Source organism: Aeromonas allosaccharophila, from assembly GCF_000819685.1.
Taxonomy (GTDB): Bacteria; Pseudomonadota; Gammaproteobacteria; order Enterobacterales; family Aeromonadaceae; genus Aeromonas; species Aeromonas allosaccharophila.
Map to the genome: position 1 here is coordinate 35,876 of NZ_CDBR01000019.1, position 15,615 is coordinate 51,490.

The 15,615-nt window shown below is 61.2% G+C and carries 15 protein-coding genes and 1 pseudogene; all 16 read right to left on the reverse strand.

Annotated features, from left to right (window positions below; all coding sequences use genetic code 11):
• Window positions 1–33 precede the first annotated feature (33 nt).
• Window positions 34–1,416 carry a glycoside hydrolase family 1 protein gene (locus BN1115_RS03970; RefSeq protein ID WP_042656179.1) on the reverse strand — a complete coding sequence of 461 codons (1,383 nt, stop codon included), beginning with the start codon at window positions 1,414–1,416 and terminating at the stop codon, window positions 34–36.
• An 83-nt stretch (window positions 1,417–1,499) separates the two neighbouring features.
• Window positions 1,500–2,861, reverse strand: coding sequence for a PTS N,N'-diacetylchitobiose transporter subunit IIC (chbC, locus tag BN1115_RS03975; protein ID WP_042656158.1), 1,362 nt, complete (start codon window positions 2,859–2,861; stop codon window positions 1,500–1,502).
• Window positions 2,862–2,875: 14 nt separating this feature from the next.
• Complete coding sequence (locus BN1115_RS03980) at window positions 2,876–3,193, reverse strand: PTS sugar transporter subunit IIB (RefSeq protein WP_033135185.1); 318 nt, start codon at window positions 3,191–3,193, stop codon at window positions 2,876–2,878.
• Between the two features lie 619 nt (window positions 3,194–3,812).
• Window positions 3,813–4,580 carry a GspN family type II secretion system protein ExeN gene (gene exeN / locus BN1115_RS03985; RefSeq protein ID WP_042656159.1) on the reverse strand — a complete coding sequence of 256 codons (768 nt, stop codon included), beginning with the start codon at window positions 4,578–4,580 and terminating at the stop codon, window positions 3,813–3,815.
• A gap of 97 nt (window positions 4,581–4,677) precedes the next feature.
• Window positions 4,678–5,169, reverse strand: coding sequence for a GspM family type II secretion system protein ExeM (gene exeM / locus BN1115_RS03990; RefSeq protein WP_042656160.1), 492 nt, complete (start codon window positions 5,167–5,169; stop codon window positions 4,678–4,680).
• Complete coding sequence (gene exeL / locus BN1115_RS03995; protein ID WP_042656161.1) at window positions 5,166–6,350, reverse strand: GspL family type II secretion system protein ExeL; 1,185 nt, start codon at window positions 6,348–6,350, stop codon at window positions 5,166–5,168. The genes exeM and exeL overlap by 4 nt, the downstream gene beginning before the upstream one ends.
• A 123-nt stretch (window positions 6,351–6,473) precedes the next feature.
• A complete protein-coding gene (gene exeK / locus BN1115_RS04000) occupies window positions 6,474–7,475 on the reverse strand; it encodes a GspK family T2SS minor pseudopilin variant ExeK (protein WP_082034791.1) in 1,002 nt (333 codons plus the stop codon).
• Between the two features lie 112 nt (window positions 7,476–7,587).
• Window positions 7,588–8,235 (reverse strand): annotated as a pseudogene (gene gspJ / locus BN1115_RS04005) (type II secretion system minor pseudopilin GspJ); the annotation flags it as partial.
• On the reverse strand, window positions 8,232–8,591 hold the full coding sequence (gene exeI / locus BN1115_RS04010) for a GspI family T2SS minor pseudopilin variant ExeI (RefSeq protein WP_042656163.1): 360 nt from the start codon (window positions 8,589–8,591) through the stop codon (window positions 8,232–8,234). The pseudogene gspJ and the gene exeI, both read right to left, overlap by 4 nt.
• A gap of 82 nt (window positions 8,592–8,673) precedes the next feature.
• A complete protein-coding gene (gene exeH, locus BN1115_RS04015) occupies window positions 8,674–9,234 on the reverse strand; it encodes a GspH family T2SS minor pseudopilin variant ExeH (protein ID WP_042656164.1) in 561 nt (186 codons plus the stop codon).
• Window positions 9,231–9,350, reverse strand: a complete 120-nt coding sequence (locus tag BN1115_RS21525; RefSeq protein WP_082034792.1) for a prepilin-type N-terminal cleavage/methylation domain-containing protein — start codon at window positions 9,348–9,350, stop codon at window positions 9,231–9,233. The genes exeH and BN1115_RS21525 overlap by 4 nt, the downstream gene beginning before the upstream one ends.
• A gap of 47 nt (window positions 9,351–9,397) precedes the next feature.
• Window positions 9,398–9,829 (reverse strand): GspG family T2SS major pseudopilin variant ExeG, encoded by a 432-nt coding sequence (gene exeG / locus BN1115_RS04020; protein ID WP_042061950.1) that lies wholly within the window; start codon window positions 9,827–9,829, stop codon window positions 9,398–9,400.
• 151 nt (window positions 9,830–9,980) lie between these two features.
• Window positions 9,981–11,201 (reverse strand): GspF family T2SS innner membrane protein variant ExeF, encoded by a 1,221-nt coding sequence (gene exeF, locus BN1115_RS04025; RefSeq protein ID WP_005338296.1) that lies wholly within the window; start codon window positions 11,199–11,201, stop codon window positions 9,981–9,983.
• A gap of 1 nt (window position 11,202) precedes the next feature.
• The gene (gene exeE / locus BN1115_RS04030; protein WP_042061948.1) at window positions 11,203–12,708 is read right to left on the reverse strand and encodes a GspE family T2SS ATPase variant ExeE; all 1,506 of its coding nucleotides are present in this window, start codon (window positions 12,706–12,708) and stop codon (window positions 11,203–11,205) included.
• Entirely contained in the window at window positions 12,708–14,744 is a 2,037-nt protein-coding gene (gene exeD, locus BN1115_RS04035) for a GspD family T2SS secretin variant ExeD (protein WP_042656165.1), read from the reverse strand. The genes exeE and exeD overlap by 1 nt, the downstream gene beginning before the upstream one ends.
• A 21-nt stretch (window positions 14,745–14,765) precedes the next feature.
• Window positions 14,766–15,611, reverse strand: coding sequence for a GspC family type II secretion system variant ExeC (gene exeC / locus BN1115_RS04040; protein WP_128821646.1), 846 nt, complete (start codon window positions 15,609–15,611; stop codon window positions 14,766–14,768).
• Between the last annotated feature and the right edge of the window lie 4 nt (window positions 15,612–15,615).

The window sequence follows — 15,615 nt, forward strand, 5'->3', positions numbered from 1 at the left end:
GAATGCGTTGATTGAAACCGTTAGTCGAAGCCGTTAATTGAAACCATGGTTGCGTGCGACCTCGGCAAACCAGTAGCCGCTCTTCTTGATGGTGCGCTGCTGGCTCTCCAGATCGAGACGGACGAAGCCGTAACGGTTCTTGTAGGCGTTGAGCCAGGACCAGTTGTCGATAAAGGTCCACAGGTGATAGCCGCGGCAGGCGCTGCCCTCTTCCAGGGCAAGATGCAGCCACTCGAGGTGCTCGCGAATGAACTGGATGCGGTAGTCGTCCTCCACCCGTCCCTCGGGACCGATAAAGCGCTCTTCCCCCTCGACCCCCATGCCGTTCTCCGAGATGTAGCAGGGCAGGTTGCCGTAGTTGACCCGCAGGTCGGTGAGGATGTCGTAGATCCCTTTTTCGTAAATCTCCCAGCCGCGGTGGGGGTTCATCTTGCGACCCGGCATCTCGTAGTAGTCGAACAGATCTTCCGGCGTACGCGGAGCACCCTGCCACGCCACCTCTTTGGCCTTGACCCGGCGCGGCTGGTAGTAGTTGATGCCGAGGATATCCACCTTGCCGGCGGCGAGCAGTGCCTTGTCACCCTCTTCGATTTGCGGCAGCAAGTCATACTGCGCCAGCAGAGCGACCAGCTCGGGGTCGTAGCTCCCCTTCATGGCCGGATCGAGGAAGCTCTTGTTGAGCAGCAGATCCGCGATGCGGGAGGCGGCGATATCAGCCGGATCCTGCGAGCGGGGATAGGTCGGGCTCAGGTTTAGGATGATGCCGATCTCGCCATCATGCTGGCAGGCGCGATAGGCCTGCACGACACCGGCATGGGCCAGCGCGGTGTGGTAGGCGACGGTGGCCGCCCGGCCAAAATCGACCACGCAGGGGTAGTGGTAGTGGCCAAGGTAGCCGCACTCGACCGGCACAATCGGCTCGTTGAAGGTGAACCAGTGCTTGATGCGACCACCAAACAGATCGAAACAGCGGGTGGCGTAGCGCACATAGGCGGCCACCACTTCCCGGCTCTCCCAGCCGCCGCGCTCCTGCATGCACATCGGCATGTCGAAGTGGTAGAGGTTGATAAGCGGGGTGATCCCCTCGGCCAGCAGCCGATCGAAGACGGCGTTGTAGAAGCTGACCGCCTCCTGGTTGATTTCGCCCACCCCGTCCGGGATCAGCCGTGACCAGGAGATGGAGGTGCGAAAGCTGTTATGCCCCAACTGCTTGAGCAGCTTGATGTCACTCTCGAAGTTGTCATAGAAGGTGGAGGTGTCGGTCGGGCCGACCCCGTTGTGAAAACGCTGCGGCTCGATGGAGAACCAGTAGTCAAAGATATTGGCGGACTTGCCGCCGCGGTTGGCGGCGCCTTCCATCTGCGGGGCCGAGCTGGCGCTGCCCCACCAGAAGTTATCCGGAAAACGATACTGCATGGGTGATTTCTCCAGGCTGGTGGGGGAGGAGCCTTGCTCCTCCCCTGTTGTGATCGAAGCTTTGGTCATCAGAACACGGGTCATCAGAACTTCAGGGCCAGAGCGATATCCTCTTCGCTCTCCTCTTCTTCATCGATGACGTTCTGCGCCTTGTTGGCAATCAGCACGAAGGGGATATACATCATGGTCGCGACCCCCAGGTTGAATATCGCCAGACAGAAGGCGGCCACGCTGCCGTTGGTGTTGAAGAAGGCACCCAGGCCGGTTGGCATGGTCCATGGCGCTATGTTGGTGATGGGCGGGATGATCCCGGCGTAGTAGGCCGCCATGGTGATCCCCATCAGTACCGGGTGCACCAGAATGAAGGGCACCACCAGAATGGGGTTCATGATGACCGGCAAGCCAAACAGGATGGGCTCGTTGATTTGGAACAGGCCGGAGGGCAGACCCAGCTTGGCCACCTGACGGTAGTCATCGCGGCGGGAGACCATAAAGATGGCCAGGATGAGGCCCAGGGTGGCACCGGTACCGCCGAGGAAGACGAAGGAGTCGGTGATCGGCTTGGCCCAGAAGTGGAACTCTTTGCCTGCCGCGATGGCCGCTTCAACCGAGCCGTACTGGTTGTAGAGGGCGACGTTTTCCAGGGCAAACGGGAACAGAATGCCTGATTCCAGCGCGGTGAGCGCCAGCATGCCGTGTACCCCGAAGAACCAGAGGAAGGAGGAGAAGACCACATAGACCCAGCCTACCAGCCCGCTCATATTGGACAGCGGCTTGGCGATGCTGTCCATGATCAGCTGGTGGAAGTTGGTGCCCGCATCGCTCAGCAGATAGGAGATGACCCCCATGATGGAGAGTATGATGAAGCCCGGGATCAGCGCCGAGAAGGAGCGGGAGACCGAGGCCGGTACGCTGTCCGGCAGGGTGATGACCCAGTTGCGACGGACGATAAAGGCGAACATCTCGGCCACGGCGATGCCGATCAGCATGCCGGAGATGATGTTGGCACCGCCCAGCCAGTTGGCGCCAATCGCATAGGACTCACCCACGCTGAATGGTGTGACCGTCATAAAGGCTGCCACCGCCAGCAGACCGGAGGCCAGGGGATCTGTCTTGCGCTCTTCGGCCAGTGCCAGACCAATAAAGAAGGGGGCCATCAGCGACATGATCCCTAGAGTGCCGTTATAGACGTTGCCGCCGATGCTCTTGAGGCCATCCAGGGTGGCGATGGTGGCAGGATCGAGCCGCACACCGATGGAGTAGAAGAAGGATCCTTCGCCAAAGCTCAGGAAGACGTTGTTGATGAGAACGAACATGGCCCCGACCAGCGTCAGGGGCATCATCTTGATAAAGCCGTTCTTGATGGCGTTGACATGAGGCTGTTTGCCCAGCTTGACGGCAATGGGCAGTATGACCTTCTCCAACGATGCGATGATGTTGCTCACAGGGATCTCCTTACCTATGCGAGGCTCTTCTTGATGGAGGCGACGGCGGCTTTCAGCACGCCCAGCCCGTCGACCTTGCCGTAGAGCAGGGTATCGATCACTTCAACCGGCTTGCCCGGCAGCTGCTGCTGGATCTCCGGCAGCATGTAGGCAATTTGCGGGCCCAGCAGTACCAGATCGGCATCCTGTCCCTTCTCGCCGGCCAGGGTCTCCGGATAGGCATCGATCAGCACCGGCACATCATATTTTTCCGCCTGCGCCTTCATCTTTGAAACCAGCAGTGAAGTGGACATCCCGGCAGAGCAAAACAGGTAGATACGCTTCTTTTCCATAACCCTTCCCTCAACGCTTGAAAACCAAATGAACAGATCGGTCGAGATGTGTGTCTGTCGTGCTAGCAAGACAAATCAATCATCTCCAGTTGACCTCATTGTATCTACCCATGGGTTTCATCTGGTATTTCGATATTTATATCAATAGTCTTTGGTTGACCATGGTTTTTGCCGTTGCTCACATTTTTGATGGGCAGGCGCAGCGGAAATGAGATGAGATGGGGCGCAAGGAGGATGTTTTTCTTGAATTAATCTTTATTTTTCAGTTGGTTATTTTTGTTGCCTTAAAGGTTGCTGCAATCTGGCTGAAAAAGATCAATAACGGGTGGTAGCTCACATTTCATAAAGAATGCAACCTGATTGATATTCATAATGGCGGGGATGAGCTGCCGCGTTTCTCGACATGGTGCGCGCTCATTGACCATTGACGACAAATGGATTGACGAGGGAGGCGGGCTTTTTCCGCGCTGAGCGGGTTGGTGGCGAGCGGGAGCAGGCACCTTGCAAAGGTTATTGCGCTAAGTGAGTGAGGGCTGAGGGAGTCAGTGCAGTGAGGGGAGAGCGCACAAAGGGGGAAAAACCGACCCCGGAGTGGCTCCGGGGTCGGTGGGGGATGGCGTCAGATCCGCCCCTGATAGCGCAGGGGGAAGCGGCCCTGACTGTCGGGCTGGCCGAGGAAGGGGAGCCCTTGCTGCATCTGCGGCGGCAGTTCGGGGCCCGGCTTCAGGGTGCCCTGGAACAGGTACTGGCCATTGGCTTGCAGCTCGAGGCGACCCATGGTCTGCACCGCATCTGAGCCCTGCTTGAGTTCGGCCACCAGTCTGGAGTCGAGGCAGGTGAGTTTCAGCTCGGGGTCGGCCAGATCCAGCTTGCCCGCCGGAGTATCGGCGCTGGCGTTGTACCAGTCGAGGTTGCCGTAGAGGTTGTCACACCAGGGGTTGCCTTGGGCAAATTGCTCCACTTTAAGCTGCAGCTGGCCGGTGACGGTGAGCGGGATCGGCATGCGCATCGGCACCCGGCTCAGCAACCAGGGGGCGGGGGCGTTGAGGGTCAGATCCCGGCCGAAGGCGGCGCCATTCCAGCCGACAACGCCCTGACCATTGAGGCCGTTGCGATCGCCAAAGCGAATGGCCACTTCGGGGGCGAAGCGCAGCAGCGACCAGCCGTTGAGATCCCAGCGCAGCTGGCTCACCGATTCGCTGGCATATTGCAGCCGGGCGATCTGGCCGTTCCAGAGGGTGCCACTCACCCCTTCCAGTTTCAACAGATTAGCGACGTTGGCAGGCAGCGGCAGATAGCGTGCCACCAGCGCCGCAGGCAGGGTGGCCAGCAGGAAGACCAGATAGGCGGCCAGAAACAGGCTGGCAATCAGGATGCGCTTTTTCATAGGAAACGACTCAACTGCAAGAGAGAAACCCGGCCCGGCGCACCTGCTCCATGGCGGTGAGAGAGCCGCAACCGGCGGGGTGTGACCATGGGATGTTTCATTGAGGACGACTCAACTGCAAACGTCTGACCTTGACCAGACCCGGTGCCAGATCCTCGCGGGCGATCTCGATGATTTGCACCTGAATGCCGTGCTGCTCCACCAGGGTGGAGAGCCAGAGCAGCAAGTCATCGAACTGGACCGTGTCGATCCACACTTGCAGTTCCTGCGCCTGGGGTTGCAGCCGGGCAATCTTGATCTTGTGATTGAAGGCGGTGCGGTTGACCACCCCTTCCAGGGTGCCGCTGGTGTCGATCTGGCGACCCGAGCCACCCTGCATGGCCAGCACCTCTTCACCCTTCTCCTTGAGCCAGGCGAGGGTCTGCTGCTGGTTCTGCACCTGCCGCTCTCGCTCGGCAATGCGATTATTGATCGGTTGCCAGACGCTCCAGTAGAAGAGACCGACCAGCAACAGGGCGCCACCCGCGACCACCAGCCGCTGTTCCCGTGCGGTGATGCCGTGCCACCAGCGCTGCAATTTTTCCATCATGATGATTTACCCTTGAGCACCAGTGCGCCCTCTACCTTGCCCTCGGTGCTGCGCACCTCGCCCTGTTGTACCTCGAATTGCTTGCCTGCCAGCTCGCGGAACCGCTCGATCTCGGCAAAGCCGGGGGCGGTCACCTGCAGCCGCAGCTCGCGGCGACTGGCATCAAAGCGCATCACCTGCGGCTTGAGGCCGGGTATTTCGGCAAAGGTGGGGGCCAGTTCGGTCAGCATCAGCAGCACCCCGTTTTGCGGGGTTTGTCCCATCTGTTGCAGATGCTGGTTCATCTGGCTGCGTACGTTCACGATGCGGCTCTCGCCCGGGAAGATGCGGGTATAGACGGCACGGATCTCCGCTTTCAGCGCCTTGTCCTGCTCGGTGAGCTGATAGAGCTGCACCCCGCGCTGGGTAAGCGCCACCAGCAGCAACAGCCCTGCAGTGATGACCACTTTGCGCCACTGCAGCCAGTAGCGGGCATACTCGGTCTGCGGCCGGTAGGGGCCGGTCAGCAGGTTGGCGCGACAGTTGAGCGCCCCTTTGGCCAGCAGCAGCATGGGCAGCTCGGGCTCCGCCGCCTGCCAGTTGGCGGCCGCAATGGCGGGCACCGGAGTGTGGCTGTGGATGGTGACCGGCTCGGCTTCGGTTGCCAGCAACATGGCCAGCAGCGGTTCGTCGGCGACGATCCCCTGACAGGGGCCCTGGCGCACCAGCCACTCGTTGCCGAGTTGCAGGGCAGACCAGCCATCTGCGGCCTGTGGCAGCGCCAGCACATCGGGCAGCAGTTGCAGGCTCTTGAGGCCAGCGGCATCGAGCCAGCCGAGCCACTCGCCCATCTTCTGCCGATCCACCGCCATCAGATCCACCTGCTGACCCTCGTGGGCCAGCACCACCAGATGGAGCTCGTCCACATCGGAGGCGATCTGCTCCTCCAGCAGGTAGGGGAGGGCCGCCGCCGACTGGCGGTTGTAGCGACCCGGCAGGGTGACGCGCCGGAAGATCAGATCGCTGCCCGGCACCAGCGTGACCACGGGGCGGCCACCGGCCCGCTCCTGCAGCTCGCCCAGGGCATCGGCCGAGGGCAGGGTGCCGGAGGCGATGATCTCCTGCTCCTGACCGGACCAGACCAGCCAGGCCACGGGTTGTTGTTTATTGGTCCCCAGTCGGATGACCAGACTTTCGCTCACGCATCTCTCTCCTGCGATACCGGTTTGCAAAGGGCGTTGTGCGCCTTGGCAACCGGTGCGCAGCCCGCAGGCTGCATCCAACATCTCTCGTACCCGCGGGCGTAGGGCTCGCAGGTGCGCTGTTTATTCGGCGCCGCTACTGAGGCGGCGCAGCATGACCAGTTTATTGTCCTTGCCCCGCTGGAACAGGGTCTCGAGCCAGGCCCGGTTATCGCCCACTTCCGCCACCATGCGGGCTTCGAAGAAGTCGCTTTTCACCACCAGCGCCTCTTTCAGTCCTTTGACCGTATCGGGCGGGGCGAGCAAGTCCGTCATCAGCTTGCTCTCTTTCCACCCTTTCTGCGGTCGTTCGTTCAATACCCGTTTGGCATCATCCTGCCCTATCTTGCCCAGATAGAGGGCAACCAGCAGCTCGGGGCGCTCGGGCGCCAGGGTATTGATATTGATCTTCAACTTGTCGTTGGGCAGGGCGCAGACGTAGGGGGCCAGCTTGGCATAGACCCTGGCTGTCACCCCGCGCACCGCCCGCAGCTCATCCTTGCCCAGCATCCACTGGTTGGCGGTGAGGTAGGGTGGCTTGAGCCCCTCGTAATAGGCGTCCTCTGCGCCAAGGCTGGAGACCAGCACCGTATCCTTGTCGGTCCAGTCACGGATGGCGTCGGTTAGCTGGGCAGCCTCGTAATCATCCATCGCCAGCTGCTTGAGCAGTTCGCGAAACACCTGCACCGGATAGGGTTGCTGTTCCAGCTCCTCGCCGCTCCCCGCCTTGGAGGCCACGCTCAGGCTGTTGAGGTTGAAGCAGGATTGCAGGTCGGTCACCTCGCCCTTGAGCTGGCCATCGTCCACCGGAAACACTGTGTTCTTGCGGGCCCAGTTCTGGCTGAGGTTGACCACCTCGGGGTTGTCCTTGAAATCCTGTGTCAGCACCTTGCTCACCAGCGCTTCCGCCGAGAGGGCATACCACCACGCCTGTTTGCCGGTGGTGATGTTGGCGGTGCGGCGCAGCTCAAGCTGCAGGCGGCCGCTCATGTTGCTGGCGATGATCACCATCACCGAGAGGATCAGCAGCACCACCAGCAGCGCCATGCCGCGCTGGCGACCGGGAGCGGTGAGATTAGCCCGCATTGGCACCCCCGCCGTTCTGGCTGTCACCATTACCGCCGTTGGTATTGTTGTTGCCGCCGTTGTTCCCGTTATTGCTGTCGCTGCCACCCCCTTGGTCGGGGTTGCTGCTCTGGCTGTTCTCTTCGGCGCGCTGGCCTCCTGCACCAATCAGGAACTGACGGCGAATGGTGCCGTAATCGTCCAGATCCAGCTCTACCGCCAGTCCGTGGGGCAGCACGCTGCGCTGGCTCCACTCCTCCTTCCAGTTGCCCTTGTCGAAGAAGTAGAGGCGAAACGCCGTGACCCCTGCCAGCACCGGTTGAATGCGCGGCTCTGTGCCGATCACCGGATCCGGATAGAGGTAGCTCAGGCGCTCCAGCTTCTGATCCTTGAGGCGCCAGCCGACCCGCTGCAGATGGGAGCGGGGCAGCATGCCGTCCGGGTTAAGCCAGCCGCTGCGCATAAAGGCCATGCCCCAGTCATCGCTCTGCTGGCCGAAACGGGAGGCCGCCAGCAGCACCTTGTTGTTCTCCCCCTCGATGCGACCGCTGCGCGGCACCATCTGGGTGACGTCTCGCTCCAGCAGGGTAAAGGCGAGCTGCAATTCGTTGAGGCGGGCCTCTTTTCGCTTGGCCACCTCGTCGCTGGTGAGCACCCCCTGCAGCACCTGATAGGCGCCCATGCTGAGGCTGGCGAAGATGGCGATGGCCACCAGCATTTCTAGCAGAGTAAAACCGGCGTGACGGACAGGGTGAGGCGTGCGGACGGAGAGCTGGGTCATCGGCTGATAAAGGTCCGCATCATGGCGACCGGGTTCTCGGCCTTGGCCTCGGTGCGCACTTCCATATCGAGTGCCCGGAAGTTGTTGTCGGCGGTGGCGACACCGCGATAGCGCCAGTACCAGGTCTGCCCGGCCATCTGCTCGTCCCCTTCCACCCAGCTGTCGCCGGGCCACTTGTTCTCGAGCTTTTGCTGCACCAGCTGGTTCTCCACCACCCAGGTGGCCAGGGTCTTCTGCTCCAAATAGTTGAGGGCGGAGAGGTGTTCGCTGGCGGTTTTCATTACCGCGAGACCGGCGATGGCAAAGACCGCCAGCGCTACCATCACTTCGAGTAGTGTCATGCCACGTGCGTTCATAGTGCCGCCTGCTGAGGGTGTGGTTGGCACAGAAGTAGCGCCACCATGACTCCTTTCTCAAACAAGGTCATGCCACGGGCGTTCATTCGCTCACCTCTTCATCTTCATCGCCGGTGAGCAGGGTGAGGCGGCCGAACTCGTCCCCCTTGACGATGCGGGTGTAGCGGGCATCGTCATCCTGCTGGGTGAAGGTGAGCACGAACGGGCTCAGCTCGCCGCCCGGGAAGATAAGCAACTGTGGCGTGCGCTCCTTCTCGTCGCGCTTCTGTTCGGTTTTCTCGTCGGGATCGGGCTGCCAGCCAAAGCCTTCCAGCTCCAGTGCCAGCGTCATGTTCTCGGCCAGTTGCACCGGCCCCAGCTGCTTGTCGCCAGTCAGGGCCAGCCACTTGCGATCCTTGGCCTGACGCTGCATAAACTGCCAGCCGTTATCCTCGATGCGAATGCCCACCAGCCGACCATCCATCACCGCATACTCCTGCGCCAGCTGCAGGGTCGCCATCAGGCGACGCGCCTGCTTGTCCAGCTCCCGATCCCCTCTGGCGCCTCCCATGCTGAGGGTGACAGCGGTGGCTACCAGTCCCATCAGCATGGCGACGAGCAGCACCTCCAGCAGAGTAAAACCGGCTTGGCGACTCTGTTTCATGGCGCCAGCCTCAACTGCATAGCGGTAGCCTCAAGCCGACCCATCAACATGGCAACCAGCAGCACCTCCAGCAGGGTAAAGCCGGATTGGCGATGAGCAGATGGCGCAGCCCTCATTCAGGCTGCTCCAGCAAGGCGGAGTGAATGCGCTGGTGGCACATCACTTATTGGAAATCCTTCAGGTTCCAGTTGCCGATGTCATCATCGGTACCGGCTTCACCATCCAGACCCATGGAGAAGATGTCGATCTTGCCGAACTGGCCCGGGCTCAGCAGCTGGTACGGGTTGCCCCAGGGATCTTGCGGCAGGCGCTTGATGTAGCCGCCATCGCGGTAGCTGCGCGGCGCCGGATCGATGGAGGGCTTGGTCACCAGTGCATCCAGACCCTGTTCGGTGGTCGGGTAGCGGTTGTTGTCCAGCTTGTACATGTCGAGGGCGTTTTCCAGTGCCACGATATCGGAGACCGCTTTCTGCTGGTCAGCTTTCTCCTTGTTGCCCATCAGGTTGGGCACCACCAGACTGGCCAGAATGCCGAGGATCACGATGACCACCATGACTTCCAGCAGGGTAAAACCGGATTGACGACGCTTTTGCATGAGTTACTCCCTAACGAAATGAGATGGCATGAACCATCAACGATAAATTGTTAAACCGCAATCGTTCGATGACGCCTGTCGGCTAAGCGAACCTGCGGGATCGATTGGATTGGCAGGTTCTAATAGGGTCGCGTATTCGGACGTCCGAACCTTACATATTCACCATATTGTTGAGCTCGAGGATCGGCTGCAGGATCGACATCACGATAAACAGCACCACCCCGGCCATGGAGACCACCAGCATGGGTTCGAACACCCCGAGGGCGATATTGACCTGGGATTCAAACTCCCGATCCTGGTTGTCCGCTGCCCGCTCCAGCATGCTGTCGAGCTCGCCGCTCTGCTCGCCGGAGGCGATCATGTGCAGCATCATGGGCGGGAAAATTTTGGTCTCGGTCAGCGACTTGCGCAGACTGGTCCCCTCGCGTACCCGTTCGGCGGCCTCGAGAATGCGCATTCTGGCAAAGTCGTTGGAGAGCACTTCGCCGGAGATCTTCATCCCCTCCAGTAGCGGTACCGCACTGGCGTTGAGGATGCTTAGAGTACGGGCGAAACGGGCGGTGTTGAGGCCGCGGCTGACCCGGCCAATCACCGGCAGGCCGAGCAACACTTGATGCCAGCGTCGGCGGCGTTTTTCATCGGTGAGCCACCAGCGCCAGACAAAGCTGCCGAGGAAGATCAGCAGCAGGAACCAGAGGCCATAGGCCTGCATCAGCTCGCTGGTGCCGATGAGAAAGCGGGTGGTGCCCGGCAACTGCTGGCCCATGTGTTCAAACTGGGCCACCACCTTGGGCACCACGGCGGTAAGCAGGATCGAGATGACCCCGATGGCGACACAGGTGAGCACGATGGGGTAGATCATCGCCTGCAGCAGCTTGGTGCGCATGTGCTGGCGCTGCTCGGTGTAGTCGGCGAGGCGGTTGAGCACCTTCTCCAGATGACCCGACTTTTCACCGGCCGCCACCATGGAGCGAAACAGCTGGTCGAACACATGGGGGAAGGCACCCAGCGAGTCGGCCAGCGAATAACCTTCCACCACCTTGCTGCGCACGGTCGCCACCAGAGAGCGCAAGTGGGCCTTTTCGCACTGCTCGGCCACCGCCTTGAGTGCCTCTTCGATGGTGAGACCAGCCCCCACCAGCGTTGCCAGCTGGCGAGTGATCAGGGCCAGCTCTGCAGTGGAGGCACCGCGACGAAACAGGGCGAAGCGGGTCGCCTCCCGTTTGGCCTTCTCGGTGGTCTCGTTCACCTCGAGGGGGGTGAGCCCCTGTTCGCGCAGCAGCTGGCGTACCTGACGGGCCGAGTCGCCCTCCATCACGCCGCTCTTGCTGCGCCCCTTGTTGTCGAGGGCCTTGTATTCGAATGCCGCCATTTCAATCTTCCCGGGTCACGCGCAGCACCTCTTCGAGGCTGGTCTGCCCCTTGAGCACCTTGTCGATGCCGTCACGGCGGATGCTGGGGGTGTGGCCGCGGATCAGCCGCTCGATGGCGAGCTCGCCGCTGGCACTGTGAATGGCTTCACGCACCGCTTCGTCGATCACCACCAGCTCGTGGATGCCGGTTCGACCGCGGTAGCCGGTGTGGTTGCACTGTTCGCAGCCCACCGGGCGCCACACCTGCTGATCGGGGGCCAGTTCGATGCCCATGGCCAGCCGCTCCTGCTCGGTAATGGGGCGCGGGGCGCGGCAATCGGGGCAGAGGGTGCGCACCAGCCGCTGGGCCAGCACCGCCAGCAAGGACGAGGAGAGCAGGAAGGGCTCGATCCCCATGTCCCGCATCCGGGTGATGGCACCGATGGCGGTGTTGGTGTGAAGGGTCGACATCACCAGATGACCGGTGAGGGACGCCTGCACCGCGATCTGAGCGGTCTCGAGGTCACGGATTTCCCCCACCATCACCACATCCGGATCCTGACGCAGAATGGCGCGCAGGCCGCGGGCGAAGGTCATGTCCACCTTGGTGTTGACCTGGGTCTGGCCCACCCCTTCGAGGTCATATTCGATGGGGTCTTCGACGGTCAGGATGTTGCGATCCCGCGAGTTGATCTCGGAGAGCGCCGCATAGAGGGTGGTGGATTTACCTGAACCGGTCGGGCCGGTCACCAGTATGATGCCGTGGGGCTTGCGAATGAGCTCGCTGATGATGGTGCGATTGGCTTTGGTCATGCCGAGCTGCTTGAGCTCGAGGCGCACGTTGTTCTTGTCGAGCAGACGCAATACCACTCGCTCGCCGTAGCTGGACGGCATGGTGGAGACCCGCACGTCGACGGCACGGCCACCGATACGCAAGGAGATTCGACCATCCTGCGGCACCCGCTTCTCGGCGATGTCCATCCGTGACATGACCTTGATCCGCGAGACCAAGAGCGAGGCCAGTTTGCGATGGGGGCGCAGGATCTCCCGCAGCACCCCATCGATGCGAAAACGGATCACCAGTGCCCGTTCGAAGGTCTCGATATGGATATCGGAGGCCTCCTCCTTGATCGCCTCACTCAACATGGCGTTGATGAGACGAATGATGGGGGCGTCGTCATCGGCATCCAGCAGATCTTCGCTCTGCGGCAGCTCTTCGGCCAGCGCGAAGAAGTCCATCTCGTTGCCGAGATCTTCCATCAGCTGGCGCGCCTCGGAGGAGTCGCGCTGGTAGTGGGCCATCAGCAGCTCTTCGAAGGCGTCGTTGTCGAGCTGCTCCACCGCGAAGCTGCAACCGGCTACCCGCCGCACTTCCAGCAGGGCCTGCGGGGTGACGCCGGGGCGACACTGCAGCACGGGGGCACCGTCCCGCTCAATCAGGATCACCCCGAAGTTGCGGGCAAAGACAAAGGGGAGCTCGGGCAGTTGCGCAGGCCCGACGCTTCCATCCAGATGGTAGGCACTCATCAGGGTTTACTCTGCACAAACGGAGTGGTGGTCTCGACAGTGTTCTGCTGTCTGCTCTGCATCTCGCTGATCTGCTTCTGGATCTCTTTTTGCAGCTCGGGCGACACCATCACATCCTGACCATAGGCAGGCAATACCTGACGGGCGGGGGAGGTGAGATACCCCTCCTGCGAGGCGGCATTGAGCTGCTCGGCGCGGAACAGACTGTACTTGTTACTGGAGATGCCAGAGTAGACGTCTGCATCGCGCAAGATGGTGGGCCGGATAAAGACCATCAGGTTGCGCTTGGAGGTACTATTGGCGGTAGAGCGGAACAGATAGCCCAGTACCGGGATATCACCTAGCAGCGGTACCTTGGAGATCTCCTCCTTGGTCTGCTCATCCATCAGGCCGCCCAGCACCACGGTTTCGCCACTCTTTACCAGCACTGAGTTCTTGACGGTGCGGGTATCGAAGGTGGGTCCCAGACCGTCTGTTCCTGTCGCCTGTTTACCCACGCTCGAGACCTCCTGCTCGATGTTGAGCAGCACCGAATCCCCTTCGTTGATCTGCGGCGTGACCGTCAGCTTAGTGCCCACCGTCTTGCGTTCGATGGTGCTGAACACCTGATCGCTGGTGGTGGAGGTCTGTGAGCCGCTCTGGACCGGGACCTCCTGACCGACGTTGAAGGAGGCCTCCTTGTTGTCCATGGTGACGATACTCGGGGTGGAGAGAATATCGTTCTTGGTATTGGAGGCCAGCGCTGTGGCCAGCATGGCCCAGTCGCCGTGATAGAAACCGGCTGCCATCCCGTTAAAGCTCTCTAGCAATTTGGCGGCACTGTCGGTCTTGCCATTCTGGTAATCCTTACCCGCAGCGATAGCACCGGTGATGGGGACACCAGTGTTGGTGAACTGGGTACCGCCGCCGTTGGCATTGCCCCACTGGACGCCGAAGTTAAGGCCATCGCCATCCTGCATCTCGACGATGATCGCCTCCACCAGTACCTGGGCGCGGCGGATATCGAGCTTGGCCACCACCTGCTCCAGTTCGGACATCACATCCGGCTGGGCGGTGATGACCAGTGCGTTGGTGGTCTCGTCGGCGGAGATGGCCAGCTTGCCACCGCCGATGCTGGCGCCACCTGTGGTTGCGCCGCCGCCCTTCTTGTCGGCCTCGATGCTGGAGCTGACCCCCTTGAGCACCTCGACCATATCTTTGGCCTTGCCATATTTGAGGTAGAAGACCCGGGTGTTGCCCTGGCTCTGCAGGTCGCGGTCGAGCTGGCGCACCATCTGGATGATGCGGGCGCGCGCTTTGGGCTCACCACTCACCACCACCGAGTTGGTGCGCTCGTCGGCCACTACCTTGGGGGAGAGCAGCAGGGAGGCGGTACCGCCCTGTGGGTTGCCATCCTTGTTGAGGTTGGTCACCAGCCGCACCATTTCACCCGCCGAGGCGAACTTGAGCTTGATGATGTCCACATCCTGATCGCCTGCGCGGTCGACCCGGTTCACCACTTCCACCAGACGGTTGACCACGGCGGCGCGGCCAGTGATCAGCAGCACGTTGGAGGGCTCGTAGTGCACCACGTTGCCACCACCGGCGTTGTCGTTGAGCTGGCGCAGCAGCGGCGCCAGTTCACGGACCGAGACGTTGCGCACCGGCACTACTCTAGTCACCATCTCGTCGCCCATGCCCGGGTTGCTGCCATCCACCACCGGAATGGCTGAGGTCTTGGCATCCCGCGAGCGCAACACCTTGAGCACCCCGTTGTCCATCGGCACCACGGCAAAGCCGTAGACGTCGAGCACGCTCAGGAAGAACTGGTAGTACTGCTCCTCATTGAGCAGGTCGTAGCTGCGCACGTTGATCTTGCCGCGCACCGAGGGCTCTATGATGATGGTTTTATTGAGGTTCTTGCCCACCGTATTGATGAACTCTTCAATCTCGGCGTTCTTGAAACTGGCTGAATATTCGGTGGCCCAGGCTGAGCCCGCCATCATCAGTGCCGCTGCGACAGTGGCTAGACGCCAGCCTTTCCCTTTAGTTGTCATTATTGGTACGACTCCAAATCATTATTCTGACAAGCGCACATAGATGTCGAACTGTTCGCCCTGTCGCTCGACGGTCACTGTCATTTCCGTTGCGCCAGCCATCTGCTGCATCGCCTGCATGGCTTGCATGTTGTCCCGTAAATCCAGCCCGTTGATGCTGATGGCCAGGTCATTGGCCTGCAGCCCGCTCTGGTTGAAAAACTCAGGATTGCTGCCCGGATTGAGGCGATAGCCGGTCATGCGGCCATCCACCTGAACCGGTGAAATATTGAGGTAATCGGTGATCTTGCCCGGATCGGCCATCAGCTCGCTGCGCAGGGAACCAAGGGGGGCTGCGTTGGCGGTTTGCGGCAGCGGTTTGCCATACTCCTCGCCGTCCAGCATCAGGGTCTCGTCGCGGCCATCCCGTTCGATGATCACCCGATCCGGATAGACCTGTCGGATCCGCGCCTGGGTGCCGTCAATCATGTCACCGACCCCGTAGGAGTTCTGAATGCCGGACATGGCGATGATGGCGATGGATTTGGCGGGATCTGAGCTGGCCAACACCCCGTTGAGCTGGGCATTGAGCTGGGTGCGCGGGGCATTGGCGGCCACGGCGGCGGCTTTGGCCTGCGCCTTGGGGATCGCCTTGCCAAACAGCCCCAGCCGGGTCACCTCGCCCAGTTCAATGCGCGGGTTGCCTTGGCTGCTGGCCGCCACGGCGGACGGTTGCCACGGTTGGCTGGTTGGCGGGCTTGCCAGAGTGAGCAGACGCCAGGTGAGCGCGGCGCTCTGCTGCGCCAGCATGATCAGCAGCGCCAGAAAGAGCACCTGAGTCACTCTGGTCATGGGTAGCCGCCGGCACTGGGCCAGCAGCGTGGTCAAAATG

Coding starts and splice junctions, on each gene's coding strand:
- exeD (WP_042656165.1), bottom strand. CDS start 14,744: ATGACAACTAAAGGGAAAGGCTGGCGTCTAGCCACTGTCGCAGCGGCA.
- exeG (WP_042061950.1), bottom strand. CDS start 9,829: ATGCAAAAGCGTCGTCAATCCGGTTTTACCCTGCTGGAAGTCATGGTG.
- exeH (WP_042656164.1), bottom strand. CDS start 9,234: ATGAAACAGAGTCGCCAAGCCGGTTTTACTCTGCTGGAGGTGCTGCTC.
- exeF (WP_005338296.1), bottom strand. CDS start 11,201: ATGGCGGCATTCGAATACAAGGCCCTCGACAACAAGGGGCGCAGCAAG.
- BN1115_RS03980 (WP_033135185.1), bottom strand. CDS start 3,193: ATGGAAAAGAAGCGTATCTACCTGTTTTGCTCTGCCGGGATGTCCACT.
- exeN (WP_042656159.1), bottom strand. CDS start 4,580: ATGAAAAAGCGCATCCTGATTGCCAGCCTGTTTCTGGCCGCCTATCTG.
- exeE (WP_042061948.1), bottom strand. CDS start 12,708: ATGAGTGCCTACCATCTGGATGGAAGCGTCGGGCCTGCGCAACTGCCC.
- exeI (WP_042656163.1), bottom strand. CDS start 8,591: ATGAACGCACGTGGCATGACACTACTCGAAGTGATGGTAGCGCTGGCG.
- exeM (WP_042656160.1), bottom strand. CDS start 5,169: ATGATGGAAAAATTGCAGCGCTGGTGGCACGGCATCACCGCACGGGAA.
- exeK (WP_082034791.1), bottom strand. CDS start 7,475: ATGCGGGCTAATCTCACCGCTCCCGGTCGCCAGCGCGGCATGGCGCTG.
- BN1115_RS21525 (WP_082034792.1), bottom strand. CDS start 9,350: ATGAGGGCTGCGCCATCTGCTCATCGCCAATCCGGCTTTACCCTGCTG.
- BN1115_RS03970 (WP_042656179.1), bottom strand. CDS start 1,416: ATGCAGTATCGTTTTCCGGATAACTTCTGGTGGGGCAGCGCCAGCTCG.